The organism is Paenibacillus tianjinensis (assembly GCF_017086365.1).
Classification (GTDB): Bacteria; Bacillota; Bacilli; order Paenibacillales; family Paenibacillaceae; genus Paenibacillus_AQ; species Paenibacillus_AQ tianjinensis.
The window spans coordinates 3,134,651-3,157,301 of the sequence record NZ_CP070969.1 but is presented as its reverse complement, the minus strand read 5'-3'; the positions used below and the strand labels follow the sequence as shown (position 1 = coordinate 3,157,301).

Genomic DNA, 22,651 nt, shown 5'->3' with positions numbered 1-22,651 from the left:
AATCAGACTTAAAGATATTCAGCTTTTTTGTATAGTTCTGTTCTATACTCGTTCGAGATCATCGCTTCTAGCAGGTAGGCGATGATCAGGATGCCCGGAATATCAATCAGAAGCCGGGTAATGGCAAAAGTCGTTCCCAAAGCGGACATTTCGAACAGGAGCATTGGAATCTTCGTAGTGGACCATGCCCCGATGAAGATTAGAATATTGCTGAATTTGACGCCCTTTTTCATCAAAACTGCGGCAACCGGAAAAGCTCCATACAGGGGACCTGCAGCCGCTGAACCAATCAGAAAGGCGAGCACGATTCCCTTCCATCCCGATTTTTCCCCCATGTATTTCATCATGACCTCCTTGGGTACCCAAGTATCCAGAATCCCCAACAGAATAAAGATGGGGGGAATGACAAGAAGCATCTCTTTCAGGCTGAATGCTGATATTTGCATAGCATTCGTACCGGCATTTAGGTTCAACAAATACAAAATGGTCATTACTACGACATGATGGATTTTTTTCACCCTGTCAATTTTGACAATTTATTGCCTCGTAATCAATTACTCCTGATGACACTTCCTATTATGAATTTTGTGAAATATAAAGGTCTAAATTCTTATCATGAACAATGGAAAAAATGGTGAATTTTTTTTCCTTTCTCGATTGGATAACGCCTCCACGCTCCAGGATCTGCAAGTGATGCGTCAATGTAGAAGCTGGAATGACTAATCCAGATACTAATTCACAAAGACATGAGTCCTGAACTTTCAATATGCCGATAATTCTCAATCTGGTTTCATCACCCAATGCTTTTAATAAAAGAGCTTTATTTCGCAGTCCCTCTTCATTGTTTAATACCGGGAGAACAGTAAGCGATTGTTTGATAACATCATTCATTTCATTGTCGTTTTTGGGTAGCCAATCGGTTTTTACGTGATTCATTAAGAGTACCTCCATTTGAGTTTGTTTACTTATAATTATTATATAACTAATTTTATAGTTTTGAAATACGTGATATCCATGTTGCCTGACGATAATGTGAACTTATTTTATCCCAAACAAAGTATTTCACCATCATAAACAGACTCATACCAGGAAAATATCACTGGTAGATACCTAGTCCTAAGTAACCACGAGTACATACTGTATAGGTGTTTCCAATATAACTAGCCTTACGTGCCTTCTCTGCCTGCACACCACCCCGAATGAATGTGTGATGATCGTTTCAATCAGCTTAACTTCCAAGTAATATCCACTTCAGCAACGTTCCCACGTAGCCAGCACCTGGGAGCCCTAACCCTTGAAATACTTACTCCTGTGCTGAAAAAATTTGTTTTCCTGACTTCTTTCCGGGAAGGGGGGGATCTCTTTGAATTATCTTGATTAGGACATGACTATAATAATTCTCGGTTAACGGAACACATTCTTGGCCTAATTCGGAAGTCGGTACAGATTCTTGTCATTAGCTTTTGACAAGAATCTGTACCGTGAAAAAAGAAAAACCCGCAATTTATGCGGGTTCCATGCGGAACACATTCTTGTCATCCGACAAGTGACACAAAGTTGCCTACATAAAGGACACAAACTTACATACATTGTTATTATCATTAAAGATCTTTGGCGAAAAGGATCAATTTCAACAATAAAACTGATCCTCACTCTAGATCGAACAGTCTTCAACTAAATGGTAAAAGCTCGCTTTACCGACTGGTACTAAGCAGTAGTTAATATGAAATCCACTCCATTCAATCGGAGCATACTAACTAAAGTGGAAACATATTTGTGGTTCAGATCAATATTGGAATCCCACTCGGATTCAATTTTAATCTCATCCATACTTCCTCCAACAACCTCTCACTTGTATCCACTGCTCATTTACTTGGCACCCTGTAGCCCCCCTATAAGCAACCTTTGTATAATTTAACCGAAACTCAGAATTAATCACACACTAGGCTCATGTGCATATAATTGAGAGTGAAATTACTTACATTAACGGAGGGCTACGCTCATGAATATGGTTTATCCCTATTGGATCAGATCACAATTCGTTCCCATTTGGGCAACTTCAACTCAAGACGCGCTTGAATTAATGAGGACTTCAGTCCAAGGGGAACGGAATGATGAACTTTTTTATGACCAACTCATTCATCTTACTCCTAGCCAGAAACAAGCTGAAGTTATTACCTCTATTCGGAATGATGAACGAGGGCATAATCAAATGTTCCGACAAATGTACAGAGAATTAACTGGACATGAAGTGACAGGAGTTAGTAACGAAGTTCCTGAACATGTTAATTCGTATATTGCCGGGTTGCAAAAAGCCTTCCAAGGTGAATTGTCAGCAGTTGAAAAGTATCGAAAGATATGGTTCGGCCTTCCTTATGGCGTTTATAAGGATACTTTGTATGGCATTATTCTCGATGAGCAAAAACATGCGGCAAAGTATAATAATTTATTGATACAGAACTTACCTGGAAATTAGTAGTAATTACTTGGACTGCCATCTGCCATTCATAAATACACACGAATCTAGTCCGAGCTTTTGCATGAGGCTTAGTACCTTCTTATAGTTCATCCAATTGCCGTCATTCTGCCACAAGAACAATTGAACTACCGGTGCCCGTACTTTCCTTCGTAACGTTTATAGTTCTTTACGAATTTGTTGTTTGGCTTTGGCGTCACGCCGTTTCCCCTCACCTTTCGCTTCAGATAGGCGTAGTAACCGCTTCTGGACATGTTAAAGGCAATGTTCCTATGTAGTCAGCATGACCCATTTTTGGACCCTATAGTTCCAAGGTTGTTTTAAGTGTTTCATTATTAACTTCTCTCCGCTCTACAATTGAGCAAAAAAAGAGACTCCTACCAGGGAAATGTAACCTCTCTGGTAGGAGTCATCAGCCTTTCGGCAGTTAAAGCGAACTTTATCGATTTAATATATTGGTAAATTATTCCTTGAATGTAGGGATTAACTCCAAAAATCAGACTGAATAATCAGCTTTACTAAATATAGTACTCAATGAACTCCTCGCTGTACTTATGCCATGATTTCTTCTGGAAAAGCGCTATAAATAGTGCAGCAGCGCTTAATAATCCAATAAGCACAAAAGAAATTCTATACGCCGTAATATTGGATGGTTTGCTTGTAGCTGGTAGTAACCTAAGCGACATTTGGTATAACATCCCACTTAGTGTAACACCCATCCCCATGCCACTTCTGTAGCAGATTCTTTCTTTGTGATATGCTTTAAAGATTAAATAGATACGCTGAATTGAGACAATCTGATTAAGTACAGCTCCTTTCCGTCTGTTCGATCTTATTTGTAAATGTAACACGCTTAATGGCCCAATAAAAAACAGCTACGGATGCTGTCCCCATAATGATGATAAACATTTCAGGCTTCTCATGCTCCTTACATACACCACAATAAGTTTCACCACTGATCAAATGAACATTTACAGGTATCCGGTTTAGAATTGCTTGATGGATAAGTTTCTTTCTGAGCAAATATTTCTCGTCTCCTCAAAAGATGATCTTTTTAGAATTATAAACAAACCAGGAAGGGGATGAATCAAATGAGGTATTAAATAAGGCAAGCTAGAATCATAAATAACAAAAGAGCCGTTCACAGAGTGAAGGGCTCCTTGTTTCCGTATCTCCATTAAGATTTTTAATCCCGCAAAATGCTCTTCATCCGGTAATATTCTTCTTCCGTGATTTCACCTCTTGCAAAGCGTTCATCCAAGATTCTCTCTGGAGTATTGTCAATAAATCGTGAATTCCCATCTCCCCTAACCCATTTTATCACCAAATAGATTACACCTACGATCAGTAAAAAATTGATGACTAATCCAAATATTCCAAATCCAGAGCCATAACCCATCATCATTTTCTCTCATCCTTTCATCGAATTAATGGAAGACGAACAAGAACGGTAGTTCCTTTCTCTATCTCACTTTCAACATGAATAGATCCGGCATGAGCATCCACTATGACTTTAACAACCGCAAGTCCTATTCCGGCTCCGCCAGTTTTCCGGTTCCTTGATTTCTCTCCGCGGTAAAAACGTTCAAAGATATAGGGGAGTTCATCTTTAGATATTCCCATTCCGGTATCGGAAACGATAACGACGCCTTCTGCTTTCTCTTTTAACACTTCAATATGAACACTTCCAGAACTCGTGTATTTGAAAGCATTGCTTATCAGATTTACAAAAACCTGAAGGAGCCGCGAACGGTCCCCTGTGATCCAAACGTCACTTTTACTTATCAGGTCAGCTGAAAGTCTTTCCTGCCCAAACTGGCTGGATACCATATTTAAAGACTCACCAACGATTTCGTTAAGTGAGACGATCTCCGTCATAAGCTGAACCATTGGATTCTCTACAGCAGCCAGATTTTCCAAATCACTGAAGAGCCTGACAAGTCGCAGGACTTGATCATGGCACACTTGTAGTTTATCCGGCGTCGGTTCCCAAATGCCATCCTGAAAGGCTTCCAAATGGCTTTGAATTGTTGTTAAGGGTGTTCGCAACTCATGTGCCACATCAGTGGTCAGTGATTTCCTTAATTGATCTTGCTTCTCCAATCCATCAGCCAAATGATTGAGTGTACGCCCCACGTCATCAATTTCTGTATTCTGATTTAACATTTCAACCCGGGAGCTGAGATCCCCCTCCCTCATTTTCGAAGCGATATCTTTAATCTCTAGGAGAGGTTGGCTAATGCTTTTGGCCATGTACCGGCTGAACAGATACGTCCCGACAATTACGAGTATCATTGCGGCCCATAATAAGGTATTAAACATTCTCAGAAATTTCTGATTCAGACTTTGCGTCGTTTCTTTCACTGGTAGAAATTCCAATGTTCCTACCTGCTGATTTCCTTTTACGATTGTTTTTTTAATGGTGTCTTGCGCAGACTGGGAATTCACTTGTATCTGCCTGCCCATTTGACTAGTATCCCAAATCAAGCGACGGTCTTGATCATAAACACGAACCATATAATCACTAATCATCGCTTGGTGCGAAATGGTCATCCAAACGTTTGTATTCCAGTGGCCGGTAGACACATTATAAGCGTCTTCTAAATCGTCCAGTAAACTTTGTATTTCTGTCTGCTGCTGGTTCTTCTGATATTGGTTAAACGAGATGTTCATTACCAAGTTCACAAGCAAGACAATAGATAGAAGCGCAGCAAGGGCCACACCGACATGGGAAATAAGAAGCTTTCTGCTCAATCCGCCTCTAATAGACATCATGACTCACCAAGAATTTATACCCCACTCCAAATACAGTGCCAATAAAAACAGGGTGTTTAGGATCATCGCCAATTTTTTGTCTAATATTCTTAATATGAACATCGATGGTCCGCTCGAATCCTTCATAGGTATCACCCTGAGTAAGGTTAACAAGTTCAAGTCGTGAGAACACTCTCTTCGGATGCTTCGCTAAAATTTCAAGTAGCTTGAACTCCATAAGGGTAAAAGATACTGGCTCCTCGTGAATTCTTACCTCATAACGTTCCAAATCCATAGTTAAATCGCCTTGGGCATAAGACAGCAGTGACATATTCCCCAATTGCGGCTGAATGGTTCTTCTTAATAGGCTAATCACCCGAGCGAGCAGCTCTCTTGGGCTGAATGGTTTAGTAATATAATCATCGGCTCCAATCATGAGCCCATTCACCATATCGTCTTCACTGCTTTTTGCAGTCAGCATGAGGATCGGAACGTTCGATGATTTGCGTACCATTCTGCATACTTCCTCTCCAGTCATGTCTGGAAGCATCAAATCCAGCACGATCAGATCGGGCTTTAAGGTTTCAAAAAGATGAATCGCGCCTCGTCCTGTATCGGCTTCGTACACAATATATTTATTCTTTTCCAAATAAGCCTTAATAACCTGCAAGATATTTTCTTCATCATCCACCACTAAAATTTTCACGAACTTCATCACCTACTTTGTTGTTAAAATGAGACAGACCTCATATCAATGAGGTCCTATCTTATCATGATCGGATTAGAAGTTCATCATACCCCTGCTATATTGAGAATTTTGCATCATTCCTGACATTCCCTTACCGTTTGAAGTGTTGCAATTGTCATACATTTGCTTGATTTGTTCCTCTGACAGGTTGGGGTGTATTTGTTTGGCAAAGGGTAGCATTTTTTCGAAAAAACTGCTGCCATTATTATCATTGTTAGCTGTCGTAGCGTAAGCCCCAGAGGTGCCAATCCCCATAACCAGTACCAATGCCGATAATCCAATCCAAAGTTTCTTCATTTGTATCTCCTCCTTATAGTTACACTATATAAGAGAGTTATGAAGAACCAATTTGCAGCTTGTGAAGAAGTTATGAAGATAGCAAAAGGATATGAACACGAGAAAGAAGCCTTTCACTCAACTTTGTCCGGTGAAAGGCTCATTTAAGTAAGATGAGACTAATGTTGGCACATTGCGTACATGTTTGACAATTTGGTTTCTTCAAATAAGTTGCTCTATTCGATAATTGTGAATCGGCAATAGTACCATGTTCTTGTCCATATTCGGCAATAGATACATGTTCTTGTCCTTTGCTTGGGACAAGAACATGTATCCTTAAATCAAAAAAACCGCGACCAGCGCGGGGTTCAATGAATATATGTTCTTGTCCTCTTACATTTGTTGTCGGAGGACAAGAACATAGTCCCTTGTAGGACAAGAACTTGGTCCCATTGCCGATTAATCCCCTATTTCGGCCACAAAAAAACAACTCACTCGAGTTGTTTTAATAATCATGCTTCTTTATATATGAACTAACGTAATTAATCAGTTCATAATTTTTGGGATATTCGATGGATATCCGTGCCGGTACGTAGGATTTCATTTTTGAAATAGCTCTCTTTTTTCTTAAGCTATGATTCGGGCAATGATGTTCAACGATTTTTGTGTCGATTGTATTCTCATAATACATCATAAGGTTTATTCTTTTAGCACTCATAACATTAACCTCTTGATATTTAAATGCAATTTTGAAGTTAGCTTTTGTGTCCATGAGTATCTTATCCCAGTTGGTATTTTTCTTATCATTAACTAAAATATCTCCTGAATATTTTAGACACTCGTAAAAAAACATTAGACTAAATCGATATGTCCAATGTTCTTGGATCCACTCCAATGTATCCTTATTTATCTTTTCCCCATTATTCTTTAGTACATATTCTTCCAATAATAATTTTATGTCATCAGTTATTGCTCTTGTAAGCAGCTCATAACCAAATCGTCCTCCACTTCGGGCTACATCATTTATTCGAATATCTGAACGATAAAAACGTTCAGTTTTTAAAAGGGTTTTACGCCAGTTGACATAGGCATAAGCGTATGGACAAATATCGGGGAAGTCTTCCCCATCATTTTTTAGTAACTGCCAAAATTGTTTTATGCAATTAGAGTGTTTCCATAATACGTTCTTTCTTATGTGTCGATCAACTGTCTGGAAGGTATCAACATTATTATAGTAAAGCTCTTTATTAAATTGAGTTGAATAATAAAAATCATCAATAGATATTTTATTATTGTCTTTTGTGAAAGATTTTTTAGCTATATAAGGATGAAAAACAGATAGTATATTTAGATTCCCGAATTCAGGTAGAATTAAAATTCTTCCGTCCTCCTGATTGGTGTTTGATAACGATAACCAATGTAATGTTGCAGAATCCACTATCTTAAATTTTGTGTCCCAATTTTCCCAGAGTGTACTAGAAAAATCAGCGAATTCAAAGCCGCATTTACAGGAAAAAGCGTTTCCGAAAAATCTGTTGGAAAATACAAACGGTATATTTTTTTTACACCGTGCACAGTTATCTTCTAATTTTACTTTGTGAAAAGGACAATGTTCCAAGAGTTTAAATTGATGTAACCAACTATGATGTCCGTAAGATATGCATTGGTTACACCAGCGTAAGTGTTTCGAAAACCAGGATGTATTTGGGAATCTATTACTGTGAAGAGGTTTAGTTAGTGATTGTATTGATTGTTGAGTAAACTTAACTAAATTTAGTCCAAAAATCATTTCTAAGATCGACTCGTCAAAACTGAGTCTGTAAAATATATTGTGTAAACTCTCAAACCCATTAAAATGGAAGTAAGAGAAAGGTTGGGGAGAACACATGGGACTTTGGACAAAACAACAGTTACGGGAATTTATTAAGGAAAACAACTTGGTAAGCGCACAGGATGCGCAGAATGCTCTAAAAGAGCTATTTGCGGAGACGATTCAGGAGATGCTGGAAGCCGAAATGGACACTCATTTAGGCTACGGAAAGCATGAAGTGAAGGCGAAGCTCACGCCAAACAGCCGTAACGGAAAGAGCCGTAAAACGGTTGTCAGTGAGTACGGGGAACAGGAAATCGCTATCCCTCGTGACCGTCTGGGTGAGTTTGAGCCACTTGTCGTCAAGAAGCATCAGTCGAACGTAACCGGCATCGAAGAGCAAATCATCGCTCTGTACGCCAAAGGGATTAGTACCCGAGAAATTCAGGATCACCTGGGGCAGATGTATGGCATTGAGGTGTCGCCTACGCTCATTTCCAATGTCACAAATAAGATTGTTCCTCTCATTAAAGAATGGCAGAATCGGCCTCTGCAAGGCGTTTACGCTGTTGTCTATCTGGATGCGATCCACTTCAAAGTCAAGCAAGACGGGGCCATTATCAACAAGGCTGCCTACATGGTCATTGGCATTGATCTGGACGGAAACAAAGACGTGCTGGGCATGTGGATTGGTGAGAACGAGTCCTCCAAGTTCTGGCTCAGCGTGCTGAATGAACTCAAGAATCGTGGAGTGGGGGACATTCTCATTATCTGTGTGGATAACCTGTCCGGGTTCTCTCAAGCGATTGCGGCCTGCTATCCCCAAACTGAAATCCAGAAGTGTATTATTCACCAAATCCGCAGCTCTACACGGTACGTGTCTTACAAGGATATTAAGAAGGTGACCGCCGACTTAAAGCCTATATACAAGGCAGCTACCGAGGAAGGTGCCTTGCTTGAACTCGACCGTTTTGAGGAAGTCTGGGGGGCGAAATATCCCCTCATTATCCGTTCGTGGCGGACGAATTGGGACGAACTTGCTACTTTTTTCAAGTACCCGCCTGAGATACGTAAACTGATTTACACCACCAATATGATTGAGAGTTACCACCGTCAGCTTCGTAAAGTAACCAAAGGAAAGAGCATCTTTCCTACCGATGAAGCTCTGCTAAAAATGCTCTATCTGGCCACCGTCGATGTCACTCGAAAATGGACTGGACGTGTCCAAAACTGGGGCCAAATGCTGCTCCAGCTTTCGGTATTTTTCCCAGACCGGGTCGGTCAACACTTGCGTTAGATTCGCGACTTCCCCCTCGGGGGAATCTGTGCTTAAAAGAGTTTACACAAAATTATTGACAGACCCTCAAAACTTCTAAGAGAAAATAGATCAATTTTTCGATCCCCTTTTTTAGGGTTGATTTTATTCCTCTCAATACTATTACCGGAAAGTTTAAAGATATCGTCTCTACTTACGCGATTTGCGAATGACAATTTCTCGAATATAGACCATGGAGTCTCGTATTCATGAACCCATTCATTTCTCCAGATTGCTTGCATTCACAACTCCCCCATTCAAATTAAACAAGGGCCATGTAGATTTCTGACTCTACATATCCCGACATTTCAATTGCTTCCCTCCACTGTGCTTTGTTAATCCAGTAGTGTTGATCTCCATGTACCCCATACTTTTTTAGTGCATTCTCAATTGTGAATGAGAAATATTCCATGGGTATTTCCAACGTTGCTGAAACCCCATGTTCCTTTCGTAAATCTGCGAATAGCTCAAATAACATTTTTGCTTCGTTCTCTAATCGTTCCTTCTTTTGATAACCTTCTGGAAAGAAGTATTGACTGAAGCTCCACCCGCTTCCTTCTGGATAACAAGAGATTTCGGGAGAATCATAACCACCTAGAATCAGCTGCATATCTTCCCAGGTTCTTATTCCATGAAAATCATGTTCATGTGTCATAAATCGACCAATAATTTGAGATCTTTTTTGCTCCAGAAAAAAAGTTCTTCTTGCAAGGAGTTCTTCTTGGCCAACGGATATTACAGTCATTGATATTTTTTTCTGAACAAGCGCATTGTAGATATCCATCAGCCAATTGTAATGAGCCTCTGTGAGCCGGTGTGCTTCGTCAATGATGAGTACTAAACGCCGTAGTTTTGATTTTTCCGCTTTTTCAAGCATAAAGTTTACAATCTGTCTTCGTAATTCCGGTGGATTTCGTTTTGATGTAAAAGGAAACTTGAAGTCACTAAGGAGATCTGAATAGAACTTCTCCTCACTTGGTACACGGTAAGAATTACAATTGGCTAAGAGAATAGGCAAGGGTGCGCCAAAATTTGTAGGTAAATGTTCAATAGCAAAACGTAAAGCCCATGTCTTCCCTATTCTCGGCCTACCATATACAATCATCCCTGGGAGACGATTATTCACGATTCTCATCATACTGCCCATTAGGCGTAAAACTTCTTTTGTCGGAATGATGTAGTCACCTGTTTCAATTGGATGTGTTCCTATCTGTACATGAGGTATTTCCATAACAATCCCCTTACTTATAGTTTCGTTTTATACAACTTCATTAAATCTTTATATTCAGCATATTCCTTAGTAGCTTGTTCTTTCTTTGTATGCTCTCTGGCTCTTTCAAGAGCAGCATTTCGCTCTTCAGCTTTCTCTAATGCGTCTGTCTGGCCTTCAGGTTCATTGACCGTTTTTCTTTTTTGGGCTGATTCTTTTACCTGCGTAAACTTGTTTGCAGCTCCCCTCTTTCCATTTGTCGCATTCGTTCTTAGGTACTCAGTATAAATAAATATCGGGTCATCCCAAGTAGTAAGATAAATTAAACGCCGTCGAACTAAAGAGTTTATTGCTTTACGTGTCTGTAACGAATGAGGAGTAATAGACCACTTTCCGACTGCAGTGAGATAATCAAATTCACTTCCATCTGGAAGAAATGTCCTAATCGTTCGTAAATCATCCACATTCATATGTATGATGAGCTCTGTATTAAGCAGATGCGCTGATTGGCTAAGCTTATCGCTTCTGTACTCTACTCCCTGATATTGGATGTATGGTTTCTTACCGGATTTTAATGAACCTCTGATCGTTGCTGATTTTGTTACTTGCATAAATAACACCTCCTTGCGTAATTCTTCTTCTAATTGTCTCGGTAGTAATCCGGCGTTCAAACGTTTTCCAAGAAGTTCAAGGGGCGTTTGATGATATATTCCTCCATGGGGCTTACCGTTGTAATCAGATATAAGGATATCAATGAGTTGTTTAAGATGATCAAAGGTCATTTTGTATTTAAGAGCTTTCTCTTCCGGATCAGTTCTCCGCGGATCATGGGGATTACTACCCGTTGTATTGGGAAGCCGGTGAAAACCTGTTTCTTCCAAGATTTTAAAAAATCGTTCAATAATCCCTCTTCTCATTGGTAATGCTACAGGTCCTAAATTAATATCACATCCAATCAGATGTTTAAGCCGATCTTGTACTAAATTGGCTAAGTGAGATTTTGCATTATCAAAGCAAATTACATCCCAAACAGCCCAGGCTGTAGAAGATGGATAAACCTCAGAAGGGAATCCACCGGTTTCATTATATTTGAGGCCATCCATAGCGATCGTAACTTTTTCATGTGGAATAACAGCATTTCGAAAGCAATGCATTACGTCAATTGCGCTATATTCTTTGTTTAAGCTAATGGCATATCCTAGAACAGCTCTTGTAGCCACATCAATCAATGTTAATATCCAAAAGCGTTCAAGCACGACTAGAACCAGGTCACCTTCTGGGGTCATAACTTCAATTATAAAAAAGCCATCAATACGATGAGCATCAAATTGTACTTTTTGATATGGGTGCAATGTAGAAGGGTGGTTCTGTTCCCCTTCGCCAGTATGTTTAGCCTTTGTAATGGCATCTTGTCCATATCGAGACTTGCCCTTCCCGAAATAAAGGCAGCTTAATTTGCTTAAGTACCTTTGCAGTGCCTTAAAACCCAAATGATCAGTATTAAAAGGATATTGGTTTAAGGGAATACCTAAACTTCTGCATTCTTCTATAAATTTTTTATGAATATGATGGGGTTTCATAGCTGGTTCTAAGGTGCGGCGGTGGTTCCCGAGGAACAAATCTTTAATTAATTCTTGGAGAGTTGGGAAAGTTTCCAGTAGAAGCTTAAATTCACCTGTTTTTCTGCTTGGATTTTTCTTCTTACTTGTTAAACTGAGCTGATAGGATTTGACCTTCTTTTGAGGAATTAGTGCTCTGAAACCCCAAACGAGTCTGTAAAATATATTGTGTAAACTCTCAAACCCATTAAAATGGAAGTAAGAGAAAGGTTGGGGAGAACACATGGGACTTTGGACAAAACAACAGTTACGGGAATTTATTAAGGAAAACAACTTGGTAAGCGCACAGGATGCGCAGAATGCTCTAAAAGAGCTATTTGCGGAGACGATTCAGGAGATGCTGGAAGCCGAAATGGACACTCATTTAGGCTACGGAAAGCATGAAGTGAAGGCGAAGCTCACGCCAAACAGCCGTAACGGAAAGAGCCGTAAAACGGTTGTCAGTGAGTACGGGGAACAGGAAATCGCTATCCCTCGTGACCGTCTGGGTGAGTTTGAGCCACTTGTCGTCAAGAAGCATCAGTCGAACGTAACCGGCATCGAAGAGCAAATCATCGCTCTGTACGCCAAAGGGATTAGTACCCGAGAAATTCAGGATCACCTGGGGCAGATGTATGGCATTGAGGTGTCGCCTACGCTCATTTCCAATGTCACAAATAAGATTGTTCCTCTCATTAAAGAATGGCAGAATCGGCCTCTGCAAGGCGTTTACGCTGTTGTCTATCTGGATGCGATCCACTTCAAAGTCAAGCAAGACGGGGCCATTATCAACAAGGCTGCCTACATGGTCATTGGCATTGATCTGGACGGAAACAAAGACGTGCTGGGCATGTGGATTGGTGAGAACGAGTCCTCCAAGTTCTGGCTCAGCGTGCTGAATGAACTCAAGAATCGTGGAGTGGGGGACATTCTCATTATCTGTGTGGATAACCTGTCCGGGTTCTCTCAAGCGATTGCGGCCTGCTATCCCCAAACTGAAATCCAGAAGTGTATTATTCACCAAATCCGCAGCTCTACACGGTACGTGTCTTACAAGGATATTAAGAAGGTGACCGCCGACTTAAAGCCTATATACAAGGCAGCTACCGAGGAAGGTGCCTTGCTTGAACTCGACCGTTTTGAGGAAGTCTGGGGGGCGAAATATCCCCTCATTATCCGTTCGTGGCGGACGAATTGGGACGAACTTGCTACTTTTTTCAAGTACCCGCCTGAGATACGTAAACTGATTTACACCACCAATATGATTGAGAGTTACCACCGTCAGCTTCGTAAAGTAACCAAAGGAAAGAGCATCTTTCCTACCGATGAAGCTCTGCTAAAAATGCTCTATCTGGCCACCGTCGATGTCACTCGAAAATGGACTGGACGTGTCCAAAACTGGGGCCAAATGCTGCTCCAGCTTTCGGTATTTTTCCCAGACCGGGTCGGTCAACACTTGCGTTAGATTCGCGACTTCCCCCTCGGGGGAATCTGTGCTTAAAAGAGTTTACACAAAATTATTGACAGACCCCCCCAAACGAGACCATCATCTGAAACAGAAATGCACCGCTGTACGAGTCTTCGCAGATTCTTGGGGTGAACTCCTGTCTGTACTTGAATATTTTTTAGCTCATACCCCTTGAAATAAAGTACAACAGCATTTTTGCGCATTGTATAAATCTCTCTCTCCTCTTTAGACAAGAGCAGTTCATCCACTATTGGCCATAAATCAGGATTCGTTTGCTCTGGAAGTAGATGTGGGTTTTCAATGATTCTTGTTCGGCTCAACCTTCCACACCTCCATATCCAGATTCCAAATTGCTGAGTCTAAGTCAGCGTTGATTGTCCCTATATAATAAAGCCAATAACAAGCCAAAAACACATCGTATGAACCTAAGCTCATCAAATTTTTACCGAGATTTCTGATACTTATCTTGTGGTTACCAATACTATCGGAGACATCCTGAAGAAAATGCGGTACTTTTTGATTTGTTATACTCTTTAAAATTTTCAACCGGTTTTCTATTGCATATGGGCCTGTCCTGATGTATTTCTCTGTTCTTACTTCGTGTAGTACGTCATTAAGGCGGCACCATTCCCTCTGTGCTTCAATCTGCCGCATGGTAACATCGTACTTCCGGCTTGTTGGTTTCAGGTCTTTCTCATATTTCACTTCAATAAAAATCCGAATACCATTCTTATGAAGCGCACACATATCAAATATCGTTTTATGTCGTTTTTCATTTAGAACATAATTGATTTCTAATGGTTGTTCACAATATTCGATCACATCTGGAGTAGTCTCCATTCTCACCCAATGGTCATATTCAAGATCACTATAGAGAATTACATCTCTGTCTACTTTAAGTCCCCTACTGTTCCAGTAATTGCTTCCATACTTCTTACTTCTAGGCATGACAATAGGGATATAGGGTAACTGTCGATTTTTCATTTAATGTTTCATTCCTAAACCTTTTTGATTTTATACATCTGTATTTCCTATTTGTATAACTTTTAATCATAGGCTTTAAAGTTGAAAATAATGTTCTATTTCTCTTGTAATCCGGCAATACTAGGGTTAATAGATTACGAGAGGAGCTTTTATGTATGAATAGTAGTTCGTGTTATAGAGAGATTGGTGATTTAATACGCATAAACAGAGAAAAGCTTGGATTAACTCAAGAAGCTCTATCACTAATGATTCAACTCTCCAGACCTACCATTACAAACATCGAGGCTGGTCGCCAACCAGTGAGAATTCATTACTTGTATCGAATTGCTGATGCCCTCAAAATTTCTATACATGACTTAATGCCCTAAGTAGGTTAACTCTACTCTTTGCTGTCTCCCTTCAGCCTGGTTTTCAATAATTGAACCGCTTCAAAATATAACTTTTGGATATCTGAATTAATCTTTTGATCGCTCAAATTTATTGCGGAAGCATTTATTACTTGATATAGATGTAATATATATATTTCTGAAACATCTATAGGGTCGTAAATAATGGGGACCTTCCACTCCCCTTTTTTTAGTGCTCTTTCAAACCAACCAAGCTGAATCATCTTCCCGTTTGTATAGTATAAATCATTAAATTTAATTCCTTTAGCAGTTATATAAGCTACACTAACTTCCAAACGCTCTGTTATTTGCACGTCCATCACCTCATTAATACTATCGCCAAATCCGAAATAAATGATACTTATACATATTATTTATATCAAATGACTTATATACATACATGTATCGCTTCTTCCCCATTGTTTACACTTACATCAAGAGGTGTAACAATGGAAACTTCCGTAATGAAGAAGATAGGACAGCGTGTCCGTGATATCCGTAAATCAAAAGGGTTGTCACAAGAACAGCTGGGTGAAAAGTCCGGCTTTCATTTTTCCTACATAGGCGGCGTCGAGAGAGCAGAAAAAAATATTACCCTAATCAATTTAATTAAAATTGCTGACGCATTAGAGGTACCTATTATCGATCTGTTCTCCTATACAAGACATCAAAAATCAGTACTAAATGAAAAAGACATCATGTTAAATCAATTGGTTGATATCCTGATGAGTTTAAAGAAAAGCGATCTTCGCAAAGTCCAACTATTCTTAGATGAGTTTTTCGAAAAATAGAAGTATGCCGCAGCCTCGCCCTGGGTTGCGGTTTATTTGTTTATAAATATGGGAATGAATTCCTAATAAATGTTAGGAGGGATTTTCTATGCATACCATATGGAAGGGTGCCATCAGCTTTGGGCTCGTACATGTACCCGTCAAACTCTATGCAGCAACCGAAGAGAAAGAGATTGCTCTTCAGTTGCTTCATCGTAATTGCCATGGATCAATTAAAAATCAGAGGTTTTGTCCCTCTTGTGGCACTTCCGTAGAACAGGAGGCAATTATCAAGGGATATCCAATTGATACAAATCAGTATGTAACTTTTGAAAAAGAAGAATTGGATAAAATTCAAGAAGAATCCAGCAAAAGAATTAACATCATTGATTTTATCAAAGAGGATCAGATTGACCTGATGTTTACTCAGAAAGCTTATTTCCTTGGTCCGGATACCCATGGAAGTAATGCGTACTTCTTATTTCTAAAGGCTCTTGAGACTTCTAAACGATTGGCAATAGGCAAACTTACTCTTCGCTCAAATACGAAACTATGTGTAATGAAACCTCTTAATGGGAATTGCATTCAACTGGCCACCATGCACTATGCTAATGAGATTAGACCGATCACTAATGTCCCAAACTTATCAAACAGTACTTCTATTGATGAAAACCAACTGAAGCTGGCCTTGCAGATAGTTAAGGGGATGTCAGGTAAATCGGATATAGCCTCTCTCTCCAATCCTGAACAAGAAAGACTACAAGCAGCCATACAATCTAAGATTGCTGGTCAACAGATCATCTCTAAACCAACACAAGAAGCTGAGGTAGTTATTGACTTACTGGAGGCGCTTCAGAAAAGTGTTAAAATGAGTAAGAGCAAATCAAAGCCAAGGCAAGTTGCTCAGAATAGTGAAGAAAAGTTGGGATAAAACGAAAAGAGCTCCTTAGCTGAAGGCGCTCTTTTTTGATTGCTTTACCAGTAATATGTGTTGAAAGGAAATAAAGTATTAGACTCGACGCCGCGATCAGCAGCTCCGGTTACACCGGCCAGCGGCAGCGCATGCTTCAGCTCGCGCTCCTGGTTCTCCGGAAGTTCCTCGCGCCGTGATCACCAGCTTTGGTTCGCCGGCCAGCGGCAGCGCATGCTTCAGCTTGTGCTCCTGCTTCTTCGGAAGCGCCGGGCGCCGGGGGATCGTCAGCTCCAGTTACACCGGCCAGCTGCTTCACATGCTTCAGCTCGTACTCCTAGTTTTTTCGGAAGCGCCCGGGCTCAGCAATTGGCAACCGGCTACATCGGCCAGTAGCAGTGCATTCTTCAGTCTAATACTTTCTGGTCTGATTCTTTTTGGACACCCTCTTGATGTCTCAGTCTACTTTTTATTTTTTGTGCCTGACAATTTTCATTAAGAAGGCCTCATAGAATCAACAACTCCGGTCTTATACTTTATTTTCTTCGCACAATAAGAAAAACACGGTTTTCTGATTTTTTAAATACCTCCACATAGTTTACACACTATTTTCAGATACTATGAGACTATCTGTTAAGCTGGAGATGAACAAGATGATGAAGAAAATTGGCATTAAGAAAGCGGATTTAATTCTTATCACATGTATTTTGCTAATAGCCCTGACTCTTTTAGGAGTAGAGTTGCTTAGAAAGGACCAGCCCAATACCGGTACTTATGCAAGTATACGTATAGATAATAAACTATATAAAGAGGTAGAACTCACGGATGAGCCCCAAATTATCAAGATTCAAACAAAAAGAGGATACGATATACTCAAAGTTCATGATAGAGGGATCGAAGTAATTGAATCGGACTGCCCGCAAAAAATCTGTTTTAGCTTTGGTTTAATATCAAGACCAAGACAATCTATCATTTGCCTACCTCTGCGAATGATTGTTGAAGTAAAGCCTAATTCAACTGATGATATAGATGCGATCCTATAACTTTCTTAAATAAAAAACGAACTATTCCATAAGCACATATATTGGGCTAAACGTAGAATCAGAGATCTATGTTTAGCTTTTTATTTACCTGTTATAATGAGCTCAGGTTATCTCAAATAAAAAAGGAAAGGATTTTGTATGACTACGCACATCGTTGAATTGTTAGGTGAAAGTGGTTATTTCGCCATTATCTTAAGTCTGGTTTTAAATATATTAATAAGCATTTTTGCATTCATCCCTAGTGTATTTCTCACAGGAGCTAACATCACCTTTTTCGGTTTTCTCAACGGAATGATGATTTCCTTTTTCGGAGAAGTGCTTGGGGCAATTGTTAGCTTTGTTCTCTATCGCAGGGGGTTCTTGTCCTTAATACGAGGTATAAAAAATGAGAATAAATATTTGAAGAGACTTCAACAAACTTCTGGTTATGAAGCATTCTTTCTTATTCTTGCTTTAAGAATACTCCCGTTTATCCCTTCAGGATTGGTTAATATATCGAGTTCCGTTAGTCGTGTTAGCTGGGTCACTTTTGGATTAGCAACTATGCTTGGAAAGCTGCCAGCTCTGATTATAGAGGCTTATTCTATTCAGCAATTGCTGATTCTCAGCAAGGAATATCTCAGTGTGGCTTTGATTTTAATAAGTATCGTACTCATTCTAATCATTTTCACGGTTAGTAAAAGAAGACACTACTAAGTACAGGGAATAAAAATTTATTAGTTAACAACGCTGAGACAGCCCTTTCTATACTTATCATGAGAATCCATCGCATGTACCTTACCCTACTTCTCAATAAGAACAATCCTCAAACAAGCTTACGGAATAAGAATAGCCTATTCAAATCAGGACCACCCGTCCAACGGGTGGTTTGCTCTAGGGGTATAACCCCTTGTTGCCAAACTGCGCCTAAAGACGCTAGCCTGACCACACATTGTTTAGGCTCAGTGTTATTTGTCATCTTCACTCACCCGTTAAACGGGCTTACTTCTTTTTGTTCCTTTTGTCACTGAATGGATCTTCGTATTCTTTTACACTCAGTTTATCTATCGCTTGGTCATGTGCTTCTTGTTCACGGATATATTTGGCTACCGTGGCTTCATTTAGTCCCACTGTGCTCACGTAGTATCCTTCCGCCCAAAACTTCCGATTCCCATACTTGTACTTTAACCCCGCATGCTTCTCAAAGATCATGAGCGAACTTTTTCCCTTCAGATATCCCATGAACGTGGACACAGCGATCTTCGGCGGTATCGCTACCAGCATGTGCACATGATCCGGCATCATATGTCCCTCTATGATTTCTACTCCTTTGTATTTACATAAACGCTTGAAGATTTCGATCAGATCTTTCCTCACTTGATTATATATTTCTTTCCGTCTATACTTCGGGGTGAACACGATATGATATTTGCACATCCACTTCGTGTGAGCTAGACTATAGCTCTTGTTTGCCATCTTTGACCATTCCTTCCTTTGAGCCTGAACATCTCAATTCTATCGGAATGGTCTTAGTGGTCAAACCCTCAGTCCCTCCACCCGCATAGCGGGTGGTTTTTTGTTTCGCGCGTTTCACGCACTCAACTGGCTAAAGCCATAATAAAAAGATCGCCTCTCTAGTTAGAGGCGATCTTCATTACTCCACATGCAGAAAACTTTCAATTAACGGCTCACCATTTCAGAATAGCTGTTTTCACTGACTACACGGCGAGCTGTTACATATCGCTCCTTATAATACGCCTCTGACAAGCTGCTGATTCTTACGCCCTTACTGCTGGAAGAGTGAGCGAACTTGTTATCACCTACGTAAATGCCCGCATGCGAAATTCCAGAACCAAATGTGTTAAAAAAGACGAGGTCACCCTCACGTAAATCATCTTTGGCTACAGGAATGCCAGTTTTAGCCTGCGATTGAGAAGTGCGCGGAAGGTCATCTACATTGAACTTCTTAAGTACATATAGAATAAATCCGGAACAATCAAAGCCTGAAGTTGTGGTTCCTCCATAAAGATAAGGGGTTCCTACGACCCGATTCACAACACTGTCCAAGGTTACCTCGCTAGCATATGTACCTGGTGCTGCAGAAGCAAATATAAATGAGGCTGCCAACATGGATACGATGACTTTCTTCAGAAACTTGTTCTCCCTTCAATGCCTACGGAGTTAGCTGAGGATTCGGTTAAAGGTTCCCTATATTCCCTTTTATGCAAGAATAATTCACCCAAAAAATGGTTCCCCCGTTTTCAACGCTGAAATTCGGCAACTTATTAATATTTTGTAACTATTAACACTTTAATAGATAGTAGGCCCCCCTGTCAATCCTTCTAAAAATTTAACTATTAACGTATTTTCTACATACTTTCTTCATTGTTTCTCCATATTTTTGCTTTATAATAACCACTCAATATCATTCTTTGTCTGAAACAATAGTAACGTTTTTGTAATATATTCCAATATCTTTGGTGTATATAAAAAGACGAGTAGTTACTTCCTCCTCGTCTTCTAATCCCGTATATGTCGTTTAATTGATATTACGTTTTCGATTACGATACCTGTGTTTGTTCCAAAGCCGATCCCAGAGATTCTTCAATTCCCATCATCATTTTATAATGGGCATGATGATGTGTAACCACGAATATCTTTTCAAATACCCGTAAGTACTTACTGACTGTATCCATCGGGTGCTCGATATACAAATCATCTCCTGCAAAGTGAGAACCATCATTGGCCCAGGAGATTAAGGATTTACATATGACCTTCTCATCCTCCTCGAATTTATCAATAATGTCCTGATCGCTGTAATTACCATAGATTTTAAAATAATTTTCAATGATTCTACGAATCAAATTCTGAACGGTGATGGAAGAGCTGTGATTGGCTGACTTTAATTCCTGCCACATTAACTCATACGAGCTTTTAATCGGGTTGCTGTTATACGGGGTTGATTCGGTTACATCATTCCATTTTCGGATAATCCAAAATGTCTCATCCGCCATCCTAGCGCCATTTTTGGGCCGGTTTTTTGAAAACGTAATTTCCTTGTGAAAATAGACATTATGCGTTAGAAGAAACAACTGAATGATATTACTTTCTTCGTTGCGTACATCTTCTATAAGTTTGGAAATCAGATTGCTTACGATAAACAATACGTTACTGTCCAAGCTTGAAATTGGGTCATCAATCACAACAACTTTATTCTCAGTAATTAAATCACTGTTATTGCTACCGTTTAATAAGTGCATAAAATAAAGAAAGGTAACAAACGTTTTCTCGCCTTCACTTAATGTTTGATTAACGTCCTCACCATTTGAGCGGATTAACCGATAATTCCCTTGATTTTGTGTATGAGCGAATTTGAAATTAGTAAAATGATAGGCCCTCAGTAACCGATTCATTTCGTTTACAGAGGGGATTACACTCGTAATCTGAGCCTCCAGCCTGTGAATTTCGGATTCCAATGCGACTCTTTCATTCTTCTTTTGGGCTAATGTTACAGAAAGGTTGTCGATTGCTCGTCCTGTTCTATAATCTATACGAACATATTTCTCATGATTTTGCTGATTCTCACTCCAGATAAAATCCCAAATCTGGGTTATCAATTTATTCCCTTCATCCACTCGGTTCTCTATAAAAGTATTATGCTGCTGAATTTGTTCATTCGCTCGGACGATTTCTTCATTGATCACATCGACGAAAGCCGCAATAGTTAACAGTTCGATTGGATGACTGGGATGAGTTTGCTTTTGCTGGAACAAGTCCAAATTATGTGCATTTTTCGAAAGGATCAGTTCATATTGTTGCGAAATGAGATCGAGATTCAAATATGTATTTTTCTTGTCGGTCAATAATAACTCTTGCACTTGATTTTCAAGATAATGATAATACCGTTTATACTGTTCAACTTGATCTTGGAGTTCAATCATCTCTTTTTCGTAATGTTCATTAAAGTAATCATTGAGTTTTTCGGTAAATCCCTCAGGGAGTTGTTGTTGGCAAAAGGGGCATACTCCTTCCGCTTCAGAAACATGTGTATGTCCTTGTTTAACCCAGTCACTAATCGCTAGCTTGGATATAAGCACAGCAATATCGACTTCCTGTTTACCAATGATAGGGGTCTGAAAAATCCGGTGATTGCATACCGCAGACAGATGCTCTATTTTAATCTTTTCAAGAAAGGGTAGCTTCTCATTTGAACCATTAAACAATTTCTGTACTCGCGCTTGGAGGTCTGCTAGAGCACATATTAGTCCGCCTGTCGGTGCTTGCTTACATCTTTTCATAAAGTTTATTCTATTGTTTCTTAAACCCGAAAAGGCCACTGAAAAGATATCGTCATATTTCCGCTTTAATTTCCAACAATCGTCGGTAAACTCATCCTCGTTTTGTTTAGACTCTTTTTGTTTGACCTCTAGATTAGAACTTAACCGACGAATTTCCTCAACTACTTTATCAACTAAGTCTTTTTTGTCCCGGATGGTTTTTTTAATTTCTGTTGATTCTCTTCCCAAAGTAAAGATACCTTTGATATCTGAATCTTGGTGGAAATTTTCCTCGACAAACTTTTGGTTATACACCACTGTTTTTAATGGCTGGGAAACCCAGGATATCCTACTATCAGCATAAAGTTCAATTTGTTTAAGAACATTAGATAAGGTTGTTTTCCCACTGCCATTCGAGCCGTAAAAATAGTTAATTTTTTTCAGGTCACTGTAAAGTACACCCTCACTACTATAGGTAGCCACATTTTTAACGGCAATCTCCCTAATCATACTTTGATCCCCCTTGTAATGCTATTCCCCTGTATTCCTCATGTATTTTTTCGAAAATCCAATATTATTATATCATTCATCCACTGATTCCATCGGTAATTTCCGTCAATTTTTGCAAAGATATTCCTCTATTTATT

Annotated in this window: 23 protein-coding genes and 1 riboswitch; of the genes, 9 read left to right on the top strand and 14 right to left on the bottom strand. The window is 39.7% G+C overall.

Translation table 11 applies throughout. The features are described from left to right. Positions 1-8: 8 nt before the first annotated feature. Positions 9-491, bottom strand: coding sequence for a permease (locus JRJ22_RS13985; RefSeq protein WP_052099236.1), 483 nt, complete (start codon positions 489-491; stop codon positions 9-11). A gap of 85 nt (positions 492-576) precedes the next feature. Then, positions 577-936: an ArsR/SmtB family transcription factor gene (locus JRJ22_RS13980; protein ID WP_206100173.1), complete on the bottom strand. Its 360-nt coding sequence runs from the start codon at positions 934-936 to the stop codon at positions 577-579. A gap of 1,066 nt (positions 937-2,002) precedes the next feature. Between JRJ22_RS13980 and JRJ22_RS13975 the strand changes: the two genes are divergently transcribed. Next, the gene (locus JRJ22_RS13975) at positions 2,003-2,476 is read left to right on the top strand and encodes a ferritin-like domain-containing protein (RefSeq protein ID WP_038696142.1); all 474 of its coding nucleotides are present in this window, start codon (positions 2,003-2,005) and stop codon (positions 2,474-2,476) included. A 1,186-nt stretch (positions 2,477-3,662) separates the two neighbouring features. Here the strand turns inward: JRJ22_RS13975 and JRJ22_RS13970 are convergent. The 5 genes from JRJ22_RS13970 to JRJ22_RS13950 all read right to left on the bottom strand — a co-directional run bounded on the left by JRJ22_RS13970 (position 3,663) and on the right by JRJ22_RS13950 (position 7,692). Next, positions 3,663-3,881, bottom strand: coding sequence for an SHOCT domain-containing protein (locus tag JRJ22_RS13970; RefSeq protein ID WP_038696135.1), 219 nt, complete (start codon positions 3,879-3,881; stop codon positions 3,663-3,665). 14 nt (positions 3,882-3,895) lie between these two features. Beyond that, positions 3,896-5,230, bottom strand: coding sequence for a sensor histidine kinase (locus JRJ22_RS13965; protein ID WP_232380837.1), 1,335 nt, complete (start codon positions 5,228-5,230; stop codon positions 3,896-3,898). Positions 5,231-5,237: 7 nt separating this feature from the next. Further along, positions 5,238-5,945: a response regulator transcription factor gene (locus tag JRJ22_RS13960; protein WP_038696133.1), complete on the bottom strand. Its 708-nt coding sequence runs from the start codon at positions 5,943-5,945 to the stop codon at positions 5,238-5,240. A 66-nt stretch (positions 5,946-6,011) separates the two neighbouring features. Beyond that, positions 6,012-6,275: a hypothetical protein gene (locus JRJ22_RS13955; protein WP_038696131.1), complete on the bottom strand. Its 264-nt coding sequence runs from the start codon at positions 6,273-6,275 to the stop codon at positions 6,012-6,014. Between the two features lie 484 nt (positions 6,276-6,759). Further along, positions 6,760-7,692 carry a hypothetical protein gene (locus JRJ22_RS13950; RefSeq protein ID WP_206100172.1) on the bottom strand — a complete coding sequence of 311 codons (933 nt, stop codon included), beginning with the start codon at positions 7,690-7,692 and terminating at the stop codon, positions 6,760-6,762. Positions 7,693-8,140: 448 nt separating this feature from the next. Between JRJ22_RS13950 and JRJ22_RS13945 the strand changes: the two genes are divergently transcribed. Further along, a complete protein-coding gene (locus JRJ22_RS13945) occupies positions 8,141-9,361 on the top strand; it encodes an IS256 family transposase (RefSeq protein WP_206100169.1) in 1,221 nt (406 codons plus the stop codon). Between the two features lie 280 nt (positions 9,362-9,641). Here the strand turns inward: JRJ22_RS13945 and JRJ22_RS13940 are convergent, their stop codons facing one another. Beyond that, positions 9,642-10,610 carry an ATP-binding protein gene (locus JRJ22_RS13940; RefSeq protein WP_206100171.1) on the bottom strand — a complete coding sequence of 323 codons (969 nt, stop codon included), beginning with the start codon at positions 10,608-10,610 and terminating at the stop codon, positions 9,642-9,644. A gap of 14 nt (positions 10,611-10,624) precedes the next feature. Further along, positions 10,625-12,169: a hypothetical protein gene (locus tag JRJ22_RS13935; RefSeq protein ID WP_206100170.1), complete on the bottom strand. Its 1,545-nt coding sequence runs from the start codon at positions 12,167-12,169 to the stop codon at positions 10,625-10,627. Positions 12,170-12,431: 262 nt separating this feature from the next. Here JRJ22_RS13935 and JRJ22_RS13930 point away from each other — a divergent pair, with 262 nt between their 5' ends. Further along, on the top strand, positions 12,432-13,652 hold the full coding sequence (locus JRJ22_RS13930; RefSeq protein WP_206100169.1) for an IS256 family transposase: 1,221 nt from the start codon (positions 12,432-12,434) through the stop codon (positions 13,650-13,652). 300 nt (positions 13,653-13,952) lie between these two features. On the opposite strand, the gene JRJ22_RS13925 is transcribed toward JRJ22_RS13930, so the two are convergent. Further along, positions 13,953-14,639 carry a TnsA endonuclease N-terminal domain-containing protein gene (locus tag JRJ22_RS13925; RefSeq protein WP_206100168.1) on the bottom strand — a complete coding sequence of 229 codons (687 nt, stop codon included), beginning with the start codon at positions 14,637-14,639 and terminating at the stop codon, positions 13,953-13,955. A 155-nt stretch (positions 14,640-14,794) separates the two neighbouring features. Here JRJ22_RS13925 and JRJ22_RS29745 point away from each other — a divergent pair, with 155 nt between their 5' ends. Then, the gene (locus JRJ22_RS29745; RefSeq protein WP_082451823.1) at positions 14,795-15,007 is read left to right on the top strand and encodes a helix-turn-helix domain-containing protein; all 213 of its coding nucleotides are present in this window, start codon (positions 14,795-14,797) and stop codon (positions 15,005-15,007) included. A gap of 11 nt (positions 15,008-15,018) precedes the next feature. On the opposite strand, the gene JRJ22_RS13915 is transcribed toward JRJ22_RS29745, so the two are convergent. Continuing rightward, positions 15,019-15,339: a Mu transposase C-terminal domain-containing protein gene (locus tag JRJ22_RS13915; RefSeq protein WP_206100167.1), complete on the bottom strand. Its 321-nt coding sequence runs from the start codon at positions 15,337-15,339 to the stop codon at positions 15,019-15,021. Positions 15,340-15,474: 135 nt separating this feature from the next. Between JRJ22_RS13915 and JRJ22_RS13910 the strand changes: the two genes are divergently transcribed. The 5 genes from JRJ22_RS13910 to JRJ22_RS13890 all read left to right on the top strand — a co-directional run bounded on the left by JRJ22_RS13910 (position 15,475) and on the right by JRJ22_RS13890 (position 18,444). Further along, a complete protein-coding gene (locus tag JRJ22_RS13910) occupies positions 15,475-15,816 on the top strand; it encodes a helix-turn-helix domain-containing protein (protein ID WP_054940744.1) in 342 nt (113 codons plus the stop codon). An 88-nt stretch (positions 15,817-15,904) separates the two neighbouring features. After that, positions 15,905-16,726 (top strand): non-homologous end joining protein Ku, encoded by an 822-nt coding sequence (gene ku / locus JRJ22_RS13905; protein WP_206100166.1) that lies wholly within the window; start codon positions 15,905-15,907, stop codon positions 16,724-16,726. 57 nt (positions 16,727-16,783) lie between these two features. After that, the gene (locus JRJ22_RS13900; protein WP_206100165.1) at positions 16,784-17,101 is read left to right on the top strand and encodes a hypothetical protein; all 318 of its coding nucleotides are present in this window, start codon (positions 16,784-16,786) and stop codon (positions 17,099-17,101) included. 257 nt (positions 17,102-17,358) lie between these two features. After that, positions 17,359-17,748 (top strand): NusG domain II-containing protein, encoded by a 390-nt coding sequence (locus JRJ22_RS13895; protein ID WP_232380836.1) that lies wholly within the window; start codon positions 17,359-17,361, stop codon positions 17,746-17,748. Between the two features lie 138 nt (positions 17,749-17,886). Then, entirely contained in the window at positions 17,887-18,444 is a 558-nt protein-coding gene (locus tag JRJ22_RS13890) for a TVP38/TMEM64 family protein (protein ID WP_090714456.1), read from the top strand. Positions 18,445-18,729: 285 nt separating this feature from the next. Here JRJ22_RS13890 and tnpA read toward each other — a convergent pair whose 3' ends face one another. The 3 genes from tnpA to JRJ22_RS13875 form a co-directional block, all read right to left on the bottom strand. Further along, on the bottom strand, positions 18,730-19,203 hold the full coding sequence (tnpA, locus tag JRJ22_RS13885) for an IS200/IS605 family transposase (RefSeq protein ID WP_054940740.1): 474 nt from the start codon (positions 19,201-19,203) through the stop codon (positions 18,730-18,732). 204 nt (positions 19,204-19,407) lie between these two features. Beyond that, positions 19,408-19,878: a C40 family peptidase gene (locus tag JRJ22_RS13880; RefSeq protein WP_054940739.1), complete on the bottom strand. Its 471-nt coding sequence runs from the start codon at positions 19,876-19,878 to the stop codon at positions 19,408-19,410. Positions 19,879-19,882: 4 nt separating this feature from the next. Continuing rightward, a riboswitch (cyclic di-AMP (ydaO/yuaA leader) is annotated at positions 19,883-20,017 on the bottom strand. A gap of 271 nt (positions 20,018-20,288) precedes the next feature. Next, positions 20,289-22,514 carry an AAA family ATPase gene (locus JRJ22_RS13875; protein WP_206104916.1) on the bottom strand — a complete coding sequence of 742 codons (2,226 nt, stop codon included), beginning with the start codon at positions 22,512-22,514 and terminating at the stop codon, positions 20,289-20,291. Positions 22,515-22,651 lie beyond the last annotated feature (137 nt).

Coding starts and splice junctions, on each gene's coding strand:
- JRJ22_RS13985 (WP_052099236.1), bottom strand. CDS start 491: ATGACCATTTTGTATTTGTTGAACCTAAATGCCGGTACGAATGCTATG.
- JRJ22_RS13980 (WP_206100173.1), bottom strand. CDS start 936: ATGAATCACGTAAAAACCGATTGGCTACCCAAAAACGACAATGAAATG.
- JRJ22_RS13975 (WP_038696142.1), top strand. CDS start 2,003: ATGAATATGGTTTATCCCTATTGGATCAGATCACAATTCGTTCCCATT.
- JRJ22_RS13970 (WP_038696135.1), bottom strand. CDS start 3,881: ATGATGATGGGTTATGGCTCTGGATTTGGAATATTTGGATTAGTCATC.
- JRJ22_RS13960 (WP_038696133.1), bottom strand. CDS start 5,945: ATGAAGTTCGTGAAAATTTTAGTGGTGGATGATGAAGAAAATATCTTG.
- JRJ22_RS13955 (WP_038696131.1), bottom strand. CDS start 6,275: ATGAAGAAACTTTGGATTGGATTATCGGCATTGGTACTGGTTATGGGG.
- JRJ22_RS13945 (WP_206100169.1), top strand. CDS start 8,141: ATGGGACTTTGGACAAAACAACAGTTACGGGAATTTATTAAGGAAAAC.
- JRJ22_RS13940 (WP_206100171.1), bottom strand. CDS start 10,610: ATGGAAATACCTCATGTACAGATAGGAACACATCCAATTGAAACAGGT.
- JRJ22_RS13935 (WP_206100170.1), bottom strand. CDS start 12,169: ATGAAACCCCATCATATTCATAAAAAATTTATAGAAGAATGCAGAAGT.
- JRJ22_RS13930 (WP_206100169.1), top strand. CDS start 12,432: ATGGGACTTTGGACAAAACAACAGTTACGGGAATTTATTAAGGAAAAC.
- JRJ22_RS13925 (WP_206100168.1), bottom strand. CDS start 14,639: ATGAAAAATCGACAGTTACCCTATATCCCTATTGTCATGCCTAGAAGT.
- JRJ22_RS29745 (WP_082451823.1), top strand. CDS start 14,795: ATGAATAGTAGTTCGTGTTATAGAGAGATTGGTGATTTAATACGCATA.
- JRJ22_RS13910 (WP_054940744.1), top strand. CDS start 15,475: ATGGAAACTTCCGTAATGAAGAAGATAGGACAGCGTGTCCGTGATATC.
- ku (WP_206100166.1), top strand. CDS start 15,905: ATGCATACCATATGGAAGGGTGCCATCAGCTTTGGGCTCGTACATGTA.
- JRJ22_RS13895 (WP_232380836.1), top strand. CDS start 17,359: ATGATGAAGAAAATTGGCATTAAGAAAGCGGATTTAATTCTTATCACA.
- JRJ22_RS13890 (WP_090714456.1), top strand. CDS start 17,887: ATGACTACGCACATCGTTGAATTGTTAGGTGAAAGTGGTTATTTCGCC.
- tnpA (WP_054940740.1), bottom strand. CDS start 19,203: ATGGCAAACAAGAGCTATAGTCTAGCTCACACGAAGTGGATGTGCAAA.
- JRJ22_RS13875 (WP_206104916.1), bottom strand. CDS start 22,514: ATGATTAGGGAGATTGCCGTTAAAAATGTGGCTACCTATAGTAGTGAG.